Origin of the sequence: Thioclava sp. (assembly GCF_048263065.1) — a bacterium.
Classification (GTDB): Bacteria; Pseudomonadota; Alphaproteobacteria; order Rhodobacterales; family Rhodobacteraceae; genus Thioclava.
Genome location: NZ_JBLXEM010000001.1, coordinates 295435 through 312079 on the forward strand (window position 1 = coordinate 295435; position 16645 = coordinate 312079).

A 16645-nucleotide genomic window follows, 5' to 3' on the forward strand; every position below is an offset into this window, starting at 1 on the left:
GGAAAATAAGCGCGGCTTATGCGGCCTCGTCTGCGCTTAGCAAGCCCTCGTCAACCAACCGCCGCGCCCAACCATCTGGCCCCTCAAACAGGTGCGTTTTCCAACCAAACGTGTGCGCCGTGGCAATATTGTCAGCGCGATCATCCGTAAACAATAGCTCGTGCCCGCTAAACCCGCTCGCATCCTCGACCATCTCATAAATCTTCGGATCGGGCTTGGTCACCCCCATATGCCCCGAGATGAAATCGCGATCGAATTCGCGCAGGAACGGGTAATGGGTCGCGGCGAAATCATAGCTCCCGATCCCGAAATTCGTCAGCGAAAATACCGGCATTCCCTTCGCCTGAAGGGCCTTCATCAAGCGCAACGAGCGCGGAATCTCGGGCGTCGCCATCTTGATCCACTCATCATGCCAAAGCCGGATTTTGTCGCGCCATCTCGGGTGCTGCTCGGCCACGGCGTAGATCGTCTCGCGAAATGGTGCACCACGGTCGATGTCGTCATTCATCGCGTGCAAATCGACTTGCGCGAACATTTCCTCGCGCGCGGCCACGGGCATGATCGAGTCGTAATATTGCTCGGGTTGCCATTCGATCAGCACATTGCCGATGTCGAAAATCACCGCCTCAACCATGTTTCGCCTCTCTCATAGCGGCCCGCGTCACGCGATCCAGCGCATCCGCAAAACGCGAGCGATCTGCTTTGGAGAACGGCTTCCCGCCGCCCTGACGAAACGGATCAGCACTGCGCAAATCAGACATTAAGTCGCGCGTCGCCAGCACATTTCCGATATTCGCGGGCGTTAGTGCCTCGCCGTCCGGGCGCAAAACGCGCGCGCCTGCCTCAACACATTTCGCCGCCAGCGGAATGTCATTGGTCACGACCACATCGCCAACCGTTGCGCGCTCGGCGATATACATATCAGCAATATCAGGGCCTTGATCGACATAGACCATCTCAACCAACGGGTTGGGCGAGGGCCGCAGCCCGCCATTGCTGACCAAGATCAGTTTCACCTGCAATCGGGTCGCAACGGTCTCGGCCTCGGCTTTGACCGGGCAAGCATCAGCATCGATCCAAATCACTGCCAAAGCGCCTCGGCGTGGAAATCAATGTGATCGGGGATGAACGTTTGCACGAAGAAGTAGCTGTGATCATAGCCCTGCTGCATCCGGAACGTGCCCGGCTGCCGACGCGTTGCCATCGCACTTGCCAGCGCCTCGGGGCGTAGCAGTTCAAGAAACTGATCGGAGGTACCCTGATCGACCAAGACCTCGCCGTCAAAGCCGTTTTGCCACATCAGATGCGAGGCGTCATGCTGCGCCCAAGCCGTCTCATCCTCTCCCAGATACGCGCCTAACTGCTTGCGCCCCCAATCCGAGTTCAGTGGATTGGAAATCGGCGCAAAGGCAGAAACCGAGCGGAAGCGCCCCGGCAAACCCATGGCCAACGTCAACGCCCCATGCCCGCCCATCGAATGACCGGTGATCGACTGGCGTTCGCTATCAATCGCGAAACTGGCGGTCACGACGCGCGGAAGTTCTTCGGCGACATAATCCCACATCTGGAAATGCTTGGCCCAAGGGTCTTGCGTGGCGTTGACGTAGAACCCTGCACCCTGACCCAGATCGTAATCCTCGTGATCTGCCACCCCCTCACCGCGCGGGCTGGTGTCGGGAAAGACCAGTGCGATGCCATGTTCAGCCGCGTAGGCCTGCGCGCCGGTTTTGTTCATCGCGTTCTCATGCGTGCAGGTCAGGCCAGACAGATACCATAGCACCGGAACGGGGCCGAACTCGGCCTCGGCAGGCAGGAACAGACCAAAGGTCATTTCGCAATTCGTGACTTGCGAGTCATGCGCATAGACGCCTTGCACGCCACCAAAACAGCGATTTTCCGAGATCGTGCGCATCGCGCCCTCCTACATTTGCACCCAGTGAATGACCGCCGGAACGGTCAGAATCGAAACGGCGGTCGAGACGAGGATCGCTGCTGACACACGCTGCGGCGCGACCCCGAAATGTTGCGCTAGAATATAGACATTGCCCGCGACGGGAAGGGCTGCCGCCGCAATCATGACGCCCGCCGCATAAGGATCGACATCAAAGATCATTAGCGATGTGATAGCGATGGCCAGCGGATGCAGGAACAGCTTGCCGAAGGATAACCAGATCGCGGGCGCAGGCTTTTCGGCCGATTTACTGGCCAGCGAGGCACCAATGGCAAACAAGGCACCCGGCGTGGCCGCCGCCCCCAACAGCGTGACAAATTCTTCAAGCGGGCCCGGCATCGGCAGTTTTAGAGAAGCCCAGATCAGCCCCGCGCCCATCGACACGATCATCGGGTTCTTTAATAAGCCCATGGCAACCGGCGCAACGGAAACCCGCCCGTGGCGCGTGGCGGTGATGATGATCGTGATGATCGAGGAAAACACAATTAGATCGCAGGAGAGCACCATCAGCACTGGCCCCACCGCTGCTGGCCCGAGCAGCACGACCAGCATCGGAACGCCCAGAAAGCCGGTGTTCCCGGTCATCGCGGTGTGGCTTTCCATCGCCGCCAACGCGGTGGGCAGCTTGCGCGCTTTGGCAACCGCGAATGTGATCAGCCAAACCGCCCCAGAGCCGCCGAGATAGGCCAGCACGAAGTTCAAATCGAACAGTTCCGCCAGCTTTAGATTGGCCGAAAACTTGAACAGCATCGCGGAAAGCGCAAAGTAAAAGACGAATTTCGTCAGCCATGCCGTGGCTTCGGCTGTGAAAAACCGGATCTGCCCGGCGAACCAGCCCAGCCCGATCAGGGCGAAAAATGGTAGCGTCTTGAGGAAGATATCCAGCATTACCAAGCGCTAGCATGCGCTCAAGGCAAGTGCCAGATATAGAATGAGCGTTGTTTGCTCAGGAAAAGGTGCCTCCGGCGGGAGTATTTACGGCTAGATGAAAGGGGTACGTGACCTTCTATTCATCTAGCGCAAAATACTCCCCGCGGAGCGTCCGACATCGCCAAGGGCGCGAAGCTTGCTTTAGCCCGCGCCGATCAATACACCGGCGGCAAAGACCAGCGCGCCACCCAGCACGACCTGGAAGGCTGCGCGCAGGAACGGGGTTTCCATAAAACGGTTCTGGATCCAAGTGATGGCCCAGAGTTCAAGGAACACAACGATCATGGCGATGGTGGTTGCGGTCCAGAAATCGGGGATCAGGTAGGGCAGCGCGTGGCCCAACCCGCCAAGCGTAGTCATCACGCCTGAGGCGATGCCGCGTTTGATGGGTGAGCCGCGCCCCGAGATCACGCCATCATCATGGGCTGCCTCGGTGAAGCCCATGGAGATACCCGCGCCGACCGAGGCCGCAAGACCCACGAGCAGCGTGGTATGTGGGTCATGTGTGGCGAAAGCGGTGGCGAAGATCGGCGCCAGCGTGGACACCGAACCATCCATCAGCCCGGCCAGACCCGGCTGCACCCATGTCAGGATGAACTGGCGGTGGGCCTTGCGGTCTTCTTCTTCCTTGGCGTCTTCGGGAAGATGGGTCGCGGTTAGTTCAGCGGCCTTTTTCTCATGGCCTTGTTCGGCCGCAGCAAGATCGCCTAGCAATTGGCGGGTATTGGCGTCTGAACTGCGCTGTGCAGCGAGGGTGTAGAATTTTCCCGCATCGCGCTCCATCGCTTCAGCCTCGCCACGGATGGTGTCGAGCGAAAGGTTTTGCGCCAGCCAGATCGGTTTGCGCGCATAAAACCCCGCGACATGTTCGCGCCGGATGAGGGGGATCACGTCGCCAAAGCGTTTGCGGTGTTGCTCGATCAGGCGGCGGCGATGTTCGTCTTCTTCTTGCGCCATGCCGTCGAAAATTTCGGCGGATGCGGGGTATTCCTTGCGCAGCATCTCGCCATATTGGCGGTAGATTCGCGCGTCGTCTTCCTCAGAAGAGATCGCAAGGGCAAGCACTTCTTGTTCGGATAAATCGGCGAAACGGCGGCGGGAGGTGAAACCGGCGAACATGTGGCATCCTTATTTAGAACGTTTCTAAATTACCAAGGGTTGCGGCGATTGCAATGCGCTATTTTGACCGGATCGGTTATGAGCGCCCGAGATGGGCCTCTCCGCGTATTTCAGCAAGTCGTATTTGGTGTTCGCGTTCGCGGAAACGGGCACGATCTGCATCCGTAAACTCGGCAATACAGCGATGGCAGGACACGCCTTTTTCATAATCGGCGTGTCGCTTGTCTTGGGCTGAAACGGGGCGGCGACAAGCGTAGCAGCTTTCGTAATCGCCTATTTCCAGCCCGTGGCGCAGGCTCACCCGATTGTCGAACACAAAGCAATCGCCATTCCAAAGTGAACCCTCTGCGGGCGTTTCCTCAAGGTATTTCAGGATGCCGCCTTTGAGGTGGTAAACGTCTGAAACCCCTTCGGAAATCAGGAAATTCGTGGCCTTTTCGCAGCGGATGCCCCCGGTGCAGAACATCGCCACGCGCTTGTTGTGAAAGCGCGGGGCGTTTTCGCGCCACCAGTCAGGGAATTCGCGGAAGGATTTGGTTTTAGGGTCGATTGCGCCCTCGAACGTGCCGATTTCGACCTCGTAATCGTTACGGGTGTCGATCACCACCGTGTCGGGCGAGGCGATCAGATCGTTCCATTCGGCGGGCTCGACGTAATGGCCGACGCGGGCGCGCGGATCGACATCGGCGATGCCCATCGTCACGATTTCTCGCTTGAGTCGCACTTTCATTTTGCCAAAGGGCATCTTGTCAGCGCCGCTTTCTTTCCACTCAAGATCGCCGCAACCGGGCAGGGCGCGGATATGGGCCAGCATCGCGTCAATGCCTGCACGCGATCCCGCGATGGTGCCGTTGATCCCCTCGTGGGCCAGCAAAAGCGAACCTTTGACATCCTGCGCGCGCGCCAAATCGGCCAGCGGCGCTTGCAGTGCGGCGGGGTCGGGGAACTTGGTGAAATGATAGAGTGCTGCAACGGTAATCATGCACAGGGGCTTAGCGCCGCAGGGGGTATTCTGGCAAGGGCTGGATTGACCGCGCGGGCCTGCCGCCCTACCCATTATGAAACCTTGGGAGAAACGCATGACCAAAGCCTTGATCGTGATTGATGTGCAAAACGACTTTTGCCCCGGTGGGAAACTGGCGGTGGAAGGCGGTGACGAGATCATCGCGCGGATTAATGCGCTGATGCCGGAGTTCGAGGTGGTGGTTCTGACGCAAGATTGGCACCCGGCGGGGCATTCGTCTTTTGCCTCAAGCCATGAGGGGGCGGCGGCGTTTACGCAGATCCATATGGCGTATGGTTTGCAGACGCTGTGGCCCGATCATTGCGTGCAAGGCAGCAAGGGCGCAGAGTTTCACGCCAATTTGGCGGTTGATCGCGCTCAGATGGTGATCCGTAAAGGGTTCCGCGCGGCGGTCGACAGCTATTCGGCGTTTTTCGAGAATGACCACAAAACCACCACGGGGCTGGCCGGATATCTGCGTGATCGCGGCGTCGATGATGTGACCTTTGTTGGGCTTGCGACCGATTTCTGCGTGGCGTGGTCAGCGCTGGATGCGGCGAAGCTGGGGTTCAAGGCGACGGTGCTTGAAGGCGCGTGCCGGGCGATTGATTTGGACGGATCACTGGCTGGCGCGCGCGATGCGATGCGCGCGGCTGGCGTGACATTGGAGCAATAAGCATGGTCGATATTGCCACTCGCGTTTATAATCACAAATGGAAAATCGACCCGATTGTGCGCTCGCTGATCGACACGGATTTCTACAAGCTGTTGATGTGTCAGTCGATTTTTCGCAACCATCCGGACACGCAGGTCACGTTTTCGCTAATCAACCGCACGAAATCGGTGCGTCTTGCCGATCTGGTCGATGAGGGAGAGCTGCGTGAGCAGTTGGATTATGTGCGCTCGCTATCGCTGGCGCGTGGCGAAAGCACATGGCTGCGCGGTAACACGTTTTACGGCAAACGGCAGATGTTCCGCCCCGATTTCATGGAGTGGTTCGAGGGCTTTCAACTGCCGCCCTACTATCTGGAAAAGCGCGACGGCCAATATGAGCTGACCTTTGAGGGCAAGTGGCACGAGGTCATGCTGTGGGAAATTCCCGCGCTAGCGATCTTGATGGAGCTGCGCGGGCGTGCGGTGCTGGACCGGATGGGGCGGTTTGAATTGCAGGTGCTCTATGCGCGCGCGATGACGAAGGTTTGGGAAAAGATCGAAGCGCTGCGAGAGCTGCCCGGGCTCAAGATCGCCGATTTTGGCACGCGCAGACGGCACTCGTTTCTGTGGCAGGATTGGTGCGTGCGCGCGATGCTTGAAGGCTTGGGCGATAGTGGCAAAGGCGGTGCGTTTACTGGCACGTCGAATTGCCTGATCGCGATGCGTCGCGACATCGAGGCGGTGGGCACGAATGCGCATGAATTGCCGATGATCTATGCCGCGCTGGCCGAGGATGACGCCGAGTTGGCGTTGTCGCCCTATAAGGTGCTGGCCGATTGGCACGAAGAGCACGAGGGCAACCTGCGCATCATTTTGCCCGACACTTATGGCACCCAGGGGTTCCTTGATCACGCGCCTGATTGGTTGGCTGGATGGACGGGGATTCGCATCGATTCCGGTGATCCGGCGACGGCGGCTGAGGTGGCTATTGATTGGTGGAAGGCGCGCGGCGAAGATCCGCGAGACAAGCTGGTGATTTTCTCGGACGGGCTGAACGTGGATAAGATCCGCGAATTGCATGCGAAGTTTTCAGGCCGCGTGAAGGTCAGCTTTGGCTGGGGCACGCTGCTGACCAATGATTTCCGCGGGTTGGTGCCCGATGATGAATTGGCGCCGTTTAGTCTTGTGTGCAAGGCGGTCTCAGCCAATGGGCGCCCCACGGTCAAGCTGTCGGACAATCCCGAAAAGGCGATGGGCCCACCCGATGAAATCGCGCGTTACAAGCGTGTGTTCGGGGTCGGCGCGCAAGAGGCGATAGAAGTCATCGTTTAGGCGGTCATCCAGTCCAGCACGACATAGATCAGCGCCGATAGCCCGGCGCTCACCGGCACGGTGATGATCCACGCCGCGGCCACTGTCAGCATATGCGAGCGGCGCACCAGAAGACGGCGTTTGCGTTCCTCAACTGGCACCGGTTTGCCTTTGCGGATGCCCAGTTCGCGTGCGCGTTTCTCTGAATGCCATTCGCGATAAAAGCCCACGCCAAAGATGCCGCCGACCGCGATATGGGTCGAGCTGACCGGCAGCCCCAGCCATGAGGCGACAATCACCGTGATCGCGGCGGAAAGGGCGACGCAATAGGCGCGCATCGGGTTGAGCTTGGTGATTTCATTGCCCACCAGCCGGATCAGCTTTGGTCCGTATAAAAGCAGCCCGAACGAGATCCCCAGCGCGCCCACTGCCATAACCCAAAACGGGATGCCGACTTGCGAGGCGATATCGCCTTGTTCAATGGTGTGCACGATCGCGGCCAACGGGCCGACCGCGTTGGCCACATCATTGGCGCCATGCGCAAAGCTCAGCAGCGCGGCCGAGACGATGAGCGGTAGAGAAAACAGCGATTTCAGGGATTTTTTGCGATTCTCCATGCCTTCAGATTGGCGGCGGATCATCGGGATTGTAACCATCCAACAGGCAACCCCTGCCGTGATGCCGATCAATATCGCTTGCAGAAAGCTGATTTTGAACAGATGTTTCAGCCCCTTAAGCGCAAGATAGGCGGCGAATGCGCCTGCCATGATCCCGATCAGGATCGGCACCCATTTGCGCGCGGCCGCGATCTTGTCATCGACATAGACGACCTTGGTTTTGATAATCGCCAAGAAGAGGGCCGCGATTATCCCGCCCATCACCGGAGAGATCACCCAACTCGCCGCGATCATGCCCATCGTGCCCCAGTCAACCGCGCCAAACCCTGCCGCCACGATCCCTGCGCCGACAACGCCGCCAACGATGGAATGGGTGGTCGAGACGGGCGCGCCCAGCCATGTTGCGAGGTTGAGCCAAAGCGCTGCGGCCAAAAGCGCGGCCATCATTGCCCAGACGAAATGCGCAGAATCCGGCAGCGCGTTTGGCGCGATAATACCTTTGGCGACGGTATTGACGACATCGCCGCCCGCAACCAGCGCGCCGAGGCTTTCGAACACCGCCGCCAGAACCAGCGCCAGCCCCAGCGTCATCGCCTTGGAACCCACAGCCGGCCCCATATTATTGGCCACGTCATTGGCCCCGATATTGAGCGCCATATACGCCCCGATCACCGCTGCGGCGACGACCACAAGATGGCCCGGTTGCCCGCCCATCAGCAGCGCCGCTGCCAGCCCCGCGAGCACGATAAAGGCAAGCGCCACGCCCGGCGCGATCAAGCCGCGCGAAACGGTATGTGCGCCTGCCTCAAGCCGACCGATCCGTTTGAGGTCCTTGTCGAGCGTCTTCCACTGATTGACGGGCGGCTTGTTGTCTTCGGCACTCACGATCACATACCTGTCATGCTGCTGTCATATGACCGTCGGCCCTAACGGCTTCGTCTTGGACAAACAAGGGACAGGCCGTGTTTAGCGGTTCAGGCCCCGCAGAATTTTCTTCAAGCCGTGCTCATCAACACGTTTAGCGGCCTGATTGGGCGAAAACCATTGCCGTTTGCGCTGATGATCTTCGGGATAAGCCTTGGACATTCTCTCAATTTTGAGGTGATAGACCAAAACGTCAGTTGGCACGACCAAGCCGCCCTCAAGGCGCTTGTCATAGCGAAAGCTGCCCAGTGGATCTGAGGAAATGTGCCCTTTCACACCAGCCTCTTCCCATGCCTCTTGACGTGCCGCGCCCGCAAGTGAGCGGCCCCGCATTGGCCAGCCTTTGGGGATGACCCAGCGCCCGGAATCGCGCGAAGTGATCAGGAGCACCTGCACCTTGCCATCGCGCAAACGGGTGCAAAGCGCCGCCACCTGCAACGAGGCGGGGCGGCGTCCCAAAAGATCTTTGGCCACGCGTTTGGCCAGTTTCAGGGTTCCTGTTGCCACGGAGCCGTTCCATCAAGCATATGTTGTGCGAAATCGCATGCACGCTCTACATAAGCGATTTGGCGCGGGTCGTCACCCGCTGCACGGCTCACAATCCAGCCACATGACGCAAATCCGCGCAATGCCACAAAAAGCGGCAACAAGCGGGCCTGATTGTCAGGGAGCGCGCGCTGGGCGCGGTATCCGGCTAGCAATCCGCTGACTTGTGCGCCCCAAAGCGGATCGCGCCAGCCTTGCACAAGGGCCGTGGCCAGATCGTAAAGCCGATAACCCAGGCCGCAATCGTCAAAGTCAATCAGCGCCAGCCCTTGCGATGTGGCCAGCACATTTTCACGCAGGATATCTGCGTGGATCGGGCCGAAATCTTGCGCTTTGGTGATTTGAGTTTGCGCCAGCCTGCGCGCGTTTTGCAGCAGCGCAGCTTGCGCGGCGGTCAGCGCGGGGTGCTGCCAGAAGCGACCCCATTGCGGGTGCTCGCCGAGCAGGCCTTCGCGGTCCCAAGCATGGCGGGTGAAATTCGCCGGTGGGGTGGCGTCGCTCGCGTTGTGGAGCTGCGCGATCAGCGCGCCCAACGTCTCGGCGTGGGCGTTCACCTGTGCCGCGTCCGGCCCAAGCGATTGATCGCCTGCGCCAATCGGCACACCCTCAAGCCATTCCACACACGAGGCCACGCGATTGCCCGCGCCCCCTGTCAGCCGCCCGTTGACGCCGCGTACCGGGCGCGGCACGGCCAGACCCTGCGCACTGAGCGCTTCGCACCAGCGCAGTTCGGATTCGATCCCCGCGCGGCCTTGATAACCGGGGCGATGCAGGCGCAACGCGACGTGGCGGCCATCCTTCAAGTGCGCCTCAAAGACGATGTTCTCGCGGATGTTCACAAGCCGAGGCGGAATCGCGGTTTGACCCCAGGTGAACAGCGCGGTTTGCGCCATCGCCATCGCTTTGCGTTCAGACATCATGCGGGGATCTCGGCAAAACTGGCGCGGAGTTGGTCGATCAGGAAATCGACATCTTGGCGCGAGAAGACCAGCGGTGGGCGGATCTTGAGAATGTGCTGGGCGCGACCCACGCGCCCCATCAGAATGTGGCGGTTGCGCATCGCCTCGACTATTTGTCCGGCCTCATGGCTGGCGGGTTGCCCCTCGCGCGCCAGTTCAATCGCGGCGAATAGGCCAAGCCCGCGCGTGTCGGCGATCAGCGGGTGTTCGATTTGACGCAGGCCCTGCAGCAGATAGGCCCCGATCTCGGCAGCGTTTTGTTGTAGTTCTTCGTCGTCGATCACGCGCAGCACCGCCATTGCCGCCGCACAAGAGACTGGATTGCCGCCGAAGGTGTTGAAATAACCGAACGCCTCGCGGAAGGCAGCCATCACATCGGCGCGCGCGACTACGCCAGCCACCGGATGCCCGTTGCCCATCGGCTTGCCTAAAGTAACGATGTCGGGCGCGAAGCCCAGCCAATCATGACCCCAAAAATGGCTTCCGATGCGGCCGAAACCGGGCTGGACCTCATCCGCGATGATCAAGCCACCGGCTTGGCGGATGATTTCGACCGTTGGATCGAGAAAGCCGGGGGTGACGGCGGGCATTCCCTCGTTCGCGAAGATCGGGCAGAGCATGAAACCGGCGAGCCCGTGACCCGAGGACTCTAGTTCGGCAATAGCTTGCGCGACATTTGCCGCGAACGCCTGCGGTTGCGCCTTCAGCGAGCCGCCCAACGGCGCAAGACTGTCGGGCGCGGGCACACGGCGGATATGGTCGGGCCAGCCCCCGATTGGCGGACGCCGCGTTGAGAGATGCGCGACTGCCGTAGTGTTGCCGTGATAGGTGTTGTCGGTGGCGATAAAGCCGCGCTTGCCGGTCACCGCCTGAGCCATGCGCAAGGCCACGTCATTGGCCTCGGACCCGGTGCAGGTCATCAGTAGTTGGTCGAGGCCGTGATTTAGACGCGCCACTAACGCCTCACCGTAATCGAGAATTCCCTCATGGAGATAGCGCGTATGGGTGTTCAGCGTGGCTGCCTGATCGGCGATCGCGCCCACTACGCGCGGGTGGCAATGCCCGACATGGGCAACGTTGTTATAGGCATCGAGATAGCGCTGACCCTGCGCGTCCCACAAATACGCGCCCTGACCGCGTGTGATATGCACGGGCTGGTCGTAAAATGTCGGCACATTGGGGCCTAGCAAGCGCGTGCGCCGCGCAATCAGCTCATTCTCCATCATCCACCTTTCCGCGCATCGCCTTGACCTCTCCACGGATCGTCTTTGCCTTCAAACGGCGGCGCTGGCTGCCCTTAGTTGGCTTGGTAGCGATCCGGCGTTTGGGGCGTTCGCAGGCCTTGCGGATCATCTCGGCTAGACGCTCGCGCGCGATCTCACGGTTGCGCGCCTGAGACCGCGTGTCTTGCACCTGCAACAGCAGCGCGCCCTCCAGCGTCCATTTGCGCCCGGCCAGCCGTTTCAAACGGGCCTTCACGGCAGGCGGAAGATTGGGCGACCGCTCGGCCTCAAACCGCAATTCGACGGCAGTCGAGACCTTGTTCACATTTTGCCCGCCCGGCCCTTGGGCACGGGTGAAGCTCTCGACGAGTTCCCAGTCTTCGATGGTGATCTGATCGTTTATCCGCAACATGACGCCAAGCTAGCGCGTGACGGGGAAAACGAAACCCCTTGGGCTTCCTCTTGATCGAAATATCCCGGGGGCGCGCGCTAGCGCGGGGGCAGCGCCCCCTGCTTGGCTACTATTTATCGCCCTCCGGCGATGGGGGCAGCGCCCCCTCTGCGGCTTGCAGGCGCGCACCGTCATGCCCGGTGATCCGCACGTGCATCAATGTGCCCTCTGCCTGATCACTGCCGAAAGCCACTTCGGCAAAACCCTCGGTGCGGGCCATGCGCGGACCTTCTGTCAGCACGATGTGATCACGCCCGATCTGCGCATCCAGATGGGTCGTCAGCGCAGCCTGCCCCTTGGCGCGCAACCGGGCGGCGCGCTCTTTGATCGCGGGGCCTTTGACGGCGGGCATCCGCGCGGCGGGGGTGCCTTGGCGGGCGGAATAGGGAAAGACGTGCAGGAAAGTCAGCCCGCAGTCATCCACCAGCTTGAGCGAGTTTTGAAACATCGCCTCATCCTCGGTCGGGAAGCCTGCGATGATATCGGCGCCAAACACGATGCCGGGGCGTAGTTTGCGGGCCTCTTCGCAAAAAGCGATGGCGTCGTCGCGCAGATGGCGGCGCTTCATCCGCTTGAGGATCAGGTCATCGCCATGTTGCAGCGACAGGTGCAGATGCGGCATCAGGCGGGGTTCGGCGGCGATCGCAAGCATCAGATTTTCATCCGCCTCAATCGAATCAATCGAGGAAATCCGCAACCGCGCTAGATCGGGCACCAGCCGCAGGATGCGCATCACCAGATCGCCAAGGCGCGGGAGGCCCGGCAGATCGGCCCCCCAAGACGTCAGATCGACGCCCGTCAGCACCACCTCGTTAAAACCGCGATCGACGAGGCGCTTGATTTGTTCAACCACCACGCCTGCGGGAACCGAGCGTGAATTGCCCCGCCCGAACGGAATGATGCAGAAAGTGCAGCGGTGATCGCAGCCGTTTTGCACCTGCACATAGGCGCGATGGCGGCCAAACCCATCGATCAGATGGCCCGCCGTCTCGCGCACGGACATGATGTCATCGACCATCACGCGCTCGGTCTGACCAATGAAATCGGGGCCTTTCGGGGCAAGCTGCGCCCAAGTGTCAGCTTGCATTTTTTCGTGATTGCCGATGACGCGCGTGACCTCGGTCATCGCAGAGAAGGTTTCGGGTTCGGTCTGTGCTGCGCAGCCAGTCACGATCACTGGCACATCGGGATTTTCCCGCGCCAGACGGCGGATTTCCTGCTTTGCCTTGCGCACGGCTTCGGCGGTGACGGCGCAGGTATTGACCACGACCGCGCCTTCCAGCCCGGCCTGCGCGGCCAGTTCTTTCATCGCCTCGGTCTCATAGGCGTTGAGCCGACAGCCGAGCGTCGAGAAAACGGGTGGCTTCATAGCGTGGCCAGAAAGTCTGGGGTGAGGGTCGCGTCGAAGACATGCGCGACCGGGCCGGTCATCCAGACGCCATCTTCGCGCCAGTCGATTTCCAATTGGCCGCCATCGACATCGACCAGTACGCGCTTGCCCGTCAGCCCGCGCAGGTTCGCGGCGACGGCGGTGGCGCAGGTGCCTGACCCGCAGGCTAGGGTGATTCCCGCGCCGCGCTCCCAGACGCGCATGCGCAGGTGGTCGGGCGTGATGAGGCTGGCGAATTCGACATTGCTGCGCTCGGGGAAGATCGGGTCGTGCTCGACCGCGGGGCCGAGGCCTGCAACATCGACCGCCTCGGCATCGGCAACGAAATAAATGCAATGCGGATTGCCCATACCCACCGCAATCGGATCACCGCTGAGCGGCAGATGCGCCGGATCGGCCGAGGGCGCGATCGGAATCAGCGCAGCCTCAAGAATCGGCGCGCCCATATTGACTGAAACCAGCCCGTCCGCACGTCGCAGCGCCGCAAGCTGGCCGCGTTCCGTCGTTAGCGAGACCTGATCGCGACCCAGTTGGCGCATCATATAGTCGCTGACGCAGCGCGTGGCATTACCGCAAGCGCCCGCGCGCGAGCCATCCGAATTCCAGAAATCCAACGTGAAATCGGTGCCTTGACCGGGACGGATCACCGCCAACTGGTCAAAGCCCACGCCGCGATGACGATCCCCCAAAGCGCGCGCCAGCGCAGGCGTGACCGGATCGGCGCCTTCGCGGGCGTCGATGACGACAAAGTCATTGCCAAGCCCGTGCATTTTCATGAAGGGCAGACCAGCGGTGTTTTGCGCGTTGTTCATGGCGCGCGATATACGCCTGCGCCAAGGTTTTTTCCAGACATGCAATTTTTCAGAGTTTTTGGCCTTGACCCCCATGGCCGGGGTTTATAGAGAAACGCCCTGTGATGGGCCGTTAGCTCAGTTGGTAGAGCAACTGACTTTTAATCAGTAGGTCGTTGGTTCGAACCCAACACGGCTCACCATCACTCCCTTTGTTTACAAAGGATAGCGCGACGTCTGGCTATCGACGCCAACCGCGCCCGCCGTTTCCGAAAGCCATACGAAAGCACGTGAGCGCCAATTCTGGCGTTACAATTTCGCAACGGGCGAATCGGCAGGGCGGGGTAGCGCTTAGGGGCGAACGATTCGTCTCTGACGGTAACTGTTGGCAATCGCCGTAAGGTTCAATGGTTTCAGAGATATGTTGACCGCGTCTTTCGCTTTGAAGGTGCGGTTGTGGGGCTCCCGTCTGACAGGGCACTCATCGTCAGAGGGGAGCGGGCATCGGCATTCTTTGCAGCCTGGTCTGTCACTCAATGATTTGGTTGGGGCTACGAATACCCCGTGCCGCGGCTATTAAGAAGACACCGTCAATGGACTAGCCCTCGCGATGAATCCATTCAACACGTTCAGCATTCTGATTGGCTGACCGCCGCCAACTCGTCGGCCATGAGGCTCATTGACCTGCTGCCCGGCTGCGCATGCCGGCATCCGCGATAGCTGCGCTCGCGTAACTCAGCACGGGGCTGTCGCGATAGCAGCTATCGCGGATGCCGCATCTTACAGGTGTGAAACCCTGACCCTAAAATTCGGCCACGAGGTCACGCAAACCCTCGGGAATCTCAGGCCAGTCTGGCTCAATCCCCTCGGAAATCGCATGTCGCGCCGTGCTCAACATCGCAGAAATCCACTGCTGCGCGCGCCGGAATGCTTCCATTTGCTCGGTGCTCAGCTCGCCGATGATCGCGGCGCTTTGAATATTGGCCATCGTGTTTGCGTCAAGAATTCCCGCGATACGTGTCGCACAGGCGTCCTTGATTGAACGCGCCCGCATCGCCTTGGCTTCTGTCGCCTTCGCGTCAGCCGTCACCAGCTTGGTCATATCCATTTTAATGCTCATGCGGTGATCTCCTCATCCTGATAAGGTGGCAGCACAATCGGTCCGTCCTGAGTGACGATGATCGGCTGCGGAAAGCGGGTTTCATCAGGCGCATTCGGCCCGCATGGCAGCGCAATGATCAGACACAACTCGCCATCATTTCGGCTGATCGGCCCGACGATCCAGTCAGACCCAACGGCATCAGCAGGCAGGGTTGCGCCGTCTGGAATTGCCGATAAATCAAGCGTTTGACCGTTGAACGTCAGCGTTTCGCCTGTGCAGGACAGTGTCAAAGGCGTGTCTTCGCGGCGGGGGGATAAAGTGAGTTTCATGTCGATCTCCTCAATACCAACGGCCAATTGCATATAAATCTAGCGAAAAGGTTCCGCTTTGTGGAATGGGATTGCGAACGTTCCAGGAGTCAACGTTTCTCCCGTAGGCGTTTGTTTTTCCGCCATACCATGCCGTGGCGGCAGCAGAGCTGAACTCTCGAATAGAGGCAGAGCCGAACGGAGGTGTCGCGAAAACTGCGGGCATCGGATACGTCACGTTGAGTCCCGGCGCAAAATCATGATCGATTGTGGCGGTGCAAATTTGAGTGCCATCGGCAAACCGGACATATCTTCCATTCGCGTTTGATCCCCGTTCAAGCACAGCGCCCGACGGGGTGCCGCTCAATTGAGACACGGTGCCGACGACATTTGATTGGTCGTAAATTTGCGCCCAGGTGCTCCACGTGCCTGTGACGCAAACTCGATGCCATCGCCCCCCAACGCCACTGGTTTTCCAAACGATCTGTAATAGGGAGCCATTGCCGAACTGATGAACGTCGATTTGGCCATGGGTCACAGCGAAGGGGAGAGAGGCTACGTTGACGCTCGACGGGGAGAAATTCCAGTGACCGGCCGGAGTATCGATCGCGTCGATATCCGCAATTTCCGGACTATACCCCACGTCCGTCTGGCCCAATCCGAAAGCCCCTACGGTCATCAGCCGCCCTACTGTCACGTCCGCTGCGTCGCTTTGCACTGCGGCCCCGCTAAGCTGACCGCTTTGCGCGCTGATCCGCAATGCCTCGGTCCAAGCCATTCCATCATCGGACACCTTGATGTGAAAGTCGTTATCGCCCGACAGCCCCATCTCTGCATGGCCGGTCCAATCGCTCTGATACAACAGCGAGGCCGTGTCGGTTTCGCTCGCCTTGTTGAGCTTGAGCCGATGACCCGCCCCGGCATGGGTAAACAACGAGGCTTCGGATGCGACCGCAAGCCGGTTGGTCGTATCCCAATCGGTACCAATCCCCAGTCCATCCAAGCTTTGCAGTGTCGTGGCAATTTCCTGCCATTCCTCGTCCACAAAGATACATTGAATAGCGGCGCTCAGATCCCAAGCGTACCAGCCCTCTTGTGGCGCAATGAAAAGCCACTCAAAGCCGGTCCATTGCGCTAGCATCCCGCCTTTGCCAGCCCAATCACCTTGCGGCACGGTGGCCAAGGCATGAATCGGCCCGGCCTCGGGCACGGCTGGCGGGATCGTCGCCCCCCGCGCCTCCAGCACCAATTGCGTCAAAACATCGAGCCGCTGAAGCGCCTCGTTATAGGTGACGTGTTTCTGCGCCTGACTGGGCAGCATATAAGGCAGATCGAGACGTACGGAACTGTCCGACATGAGAGTTGG

At 60.0% G+C, this 16645-nt stretch carries 18 protein-coding genes and 1 tRNA gene; 3 read left to right on the plus strand and 16 right to left on the minus strand.

The genetic code is table 11. From position 1 onward, the window contains the following. Nucleotides 1-16: 16 nt before the first annotated feature. From ACN0SD_RS01530 to ACN0SD_RS01555, 6 genes are all read right to left on the minus strand, one after another. Complete coding sequence (locus ACN0SD_RS01530) at nt 17-634, minus strand: HAD family hydrolase (protein WP_417806448.1); 618 nt, start codon at nt 632-634, stop codon at nt 17-19. Beyond that, nucleotides 627-1091, minus strand: a complete 465-nt coding sequence (locus ACN0SD_RS01535; RefSeq protein ID WP_417806449.1) for a YaiI/YqxD family protein — start codon at nt 1089-1091, stop codon at nt 627-629. The genes ACN0SD_RS01530 and ACN0SD_RS01535 overlap by 8 nt, the downstream gene beginning before the upstream one ends. Further along, the gene (gene fghA, locus ACN0SD_RS01540) at nt 1082-1912 is read right to left on the minus strand and encodes an S-formylglutathione hydrolase (RefSeq protein WP_417806450.1); all 831 of its coding nucleotides are present in this window, start codon (nt 1910-1912) and stop codon (nt 1082-1084) included. Before fghA ends, ACN0SD_RS01535 begins: the two co-directional genes overlap by 10 nt. Before the next feature lie 9 nt (nt 1913-1921). Continuing rightward, the gene (locus ACN0SD_RS01545; protein WP_417806451.1) at nt 1922-2839 is read right to left on the minus strand and encodes an AEC family transporter; all 918 of its coding nucleotides are present in this window, start codon (nt 2837-2839) and stop codon (nt 1922-1924) included. 183 nt (nt 2840-3022) lie between these two features. Then, nucleotides 3023-4000 (minus strand): iron exporter MbfA, encoded by a 978-nt coding sequence (gene mbfA, locus ACN0SD_RS01550; protein WP_417806452.1) that lies wholly within the window; start codon nt 3998-4000, stop codon nt 3023-3025. A 76-nt stretch (nt 4001-4076) separates the two neighbouring features. Continuing rightward, a complete protein-coding gene (locus tag ACN0SD_RS01555) occupies nt 4077-4982 on the minus strand; it encodes a rhodanese-related sulfurtransferase (RefSeq protein WP_417806453.1) in 906 nt (301 codons plus the stop codon). 97 nt (nt 4983-5079) lie between these two features. On the opposite strand from ACN0SD_RS01555, the gene pncA reads away from it, so the two are divergent. Then, entirely contained in the window at nt 5080-5679 is a 600-nt protein-coding gene (gene pncA, locus ACN0SD_RS01560) for a bifunctional nicotinamidase/pyrazinamidase (RefSeq protein WP_417806454.1), read from the plus strand. Between the two features lie 2 nt (nt 5680-5681). Continuing rightward, nucleotides 5682-6989, plus strand: a complete 1308-nt coding sequence (pncB, locus tag ACN0SD_RS01565; protein WP_417806455.1) for a nicotinate phosphoribosyltransferase — start codon at nt 5682-5684, stop codon at nt 6987-6989. Here the strand turns inward: pncB and ACN0SD_RS01570 are convergent. The 7 genes from ACN0SD_RS01570 to dapF form a co-directional block, all read right to left on the minus strand. Further along, on the minus strand, nt 6986-8470 hold the full coding sequence (locus ACN0SD_RS01570) for an inorganic phosphate transporter (RefSeq protein ID WP_417806456.1): 1485 nt from the start codon (nt 8468-8470) through the stop codon (nt 6986-6988). The two genes, pncB and ACN0SD_RS01570, sit on opposite strands and share 4 nt — an antisense overlap. Before the next feature lie 81 nt (nt 8471-8551). Next, a complete protein-coding gene (locus ACN0SD_RS01575; protein ID WP_417806457.1) occupies nt 8552-9016 on the minus strand; it encodes an NUDIX hydrolase in 465 nt (154 codons plus the stop codon). Beyond that, complete coding sequence (locus ACN0SD_RS01580) at nt 8998-9972, minus strand: phosphotransferase enzyme family protein (RefSeq protein ID WP_417806458.1); 975 nt, start codon at nt 9970-9972, stop codon at nt 8998-9000. Before ACN0SD_RS01580 ends, ACN0SD_RS01575 begins: the two co-directional genes overlap by 19 nt. After that, the gene (locus ACN0SD_RS01585; protein WP_417806459.1) at nt 9972-11240 is read right to left on the minus strand and encodes an aspartate aminotransferase family protein; all 1269 of its coding nucleotides are present in this window, start codon (nt 11238-11240) and stop codon (nt 9972-9974) included. The genes ACN0SD_RS01580 and ACN0SD_RS01585 overlap by 1 nt, the downstream gene beginning before the upstream one ends. After that, nucleotides 11227-11649, minus strand: a complete 423-nt coding sequence (arfB, locus tag ACN0SD_RS01590) for an alternative ribosome rescue aminoacyl-tRNA hydrolase ArfB (protein ID WP_417806460.1) — start codon at nt 11647-11649, stop codon at nt 11227-11229. The genes ACN0SD_RS01585 and arfB overlap by 14 nt, the downstream gene beginning before the upstream one ends. 109 nt (nt 11650-11758) lie before the next feature. Then, nucleotides 11759-13057: a tRNA (N(6)-L-threonylcarbamoyladenosine(37)-C(2))-methylthiotransferase MtaB gene (gene mtaB, locus ACN0SD_RS01595; RefSeq protein ID WP_417806461.1), complete on the minus strand. Its 1299-nt coding sequence runs from the start codon at nt 13055-13057 to the stop codon at nt 11759-11761. Continuing rightward, a complete protein-coding gene (dapF, locus tag ACN0SD_RS01600) occupies nt 13054-13890 on the minus strand; it encodes a diaminopimelate epimerase (protein WP_417806462.1) in 837 nt (278 codons plus the stop codon). Before dapF ends, mtaB begins: the two co-directional genes overlap by 4 nt. Before the next feature lie 106 nt (nt 13891-13996). Here dapF and ACN0SD_RS01605 point away from each other — a divergent pair. Continuing rightward, a tRNA-Lys gene (locus ACN0SD_RS01605) sits at nt 13997-14072 on the plus strand. A gap of 599 nt (nt 14073-14671) precedes the next feature. Here ACN0SD_RS01605 and ACN0SD_RS01610 read toward each other — a convergent pair. From ACN0SD_RS01610 to ACN0SD_RS01620, 3 genes are read right to left on the minus strand one after another with little or no spacing between them, the layout of a single operon-like run. Continuing rightward, nucleotides 14672-14989 carry a hypothetical protein gene (locus ACN0SD_RS01610; protein WP_417806463.1) on the minus strand — a complete coding sequence of 106 codons (318 nt, stop codon included), beginning with the start codon at nt 14987-14989 and terminating at the stop codon, nt 14672-14674. Next, the gene (locus ACN0SD_RS01615; protein WP_417806464.1) at nt 14986-15300 is read right to left on the minus strand and encodes a hypothetical protein; all 315 of its coding nucleotides are present in this window, start codon (nt 15298-15300) and stop codon (nt 14986-14988) included. Before ACN0SD_RS01615 ends, ACN0SD_RS01610 begins: the two co-directional genes overlap by 4 nt. Nucleotides 15301-15310: 10 nt before the next feature. After that, entirely contained in the window at nt 15311-16636 is a 1326-nt protein-coding gene (locus tag ACN0SD_RS01620; RefSeq protein WP_417806465.1) for a DUF2793 domain-containing protein, read from the minus strand. Nucleotides 16637-16645 lie beyond the last annotated feature (9 nt).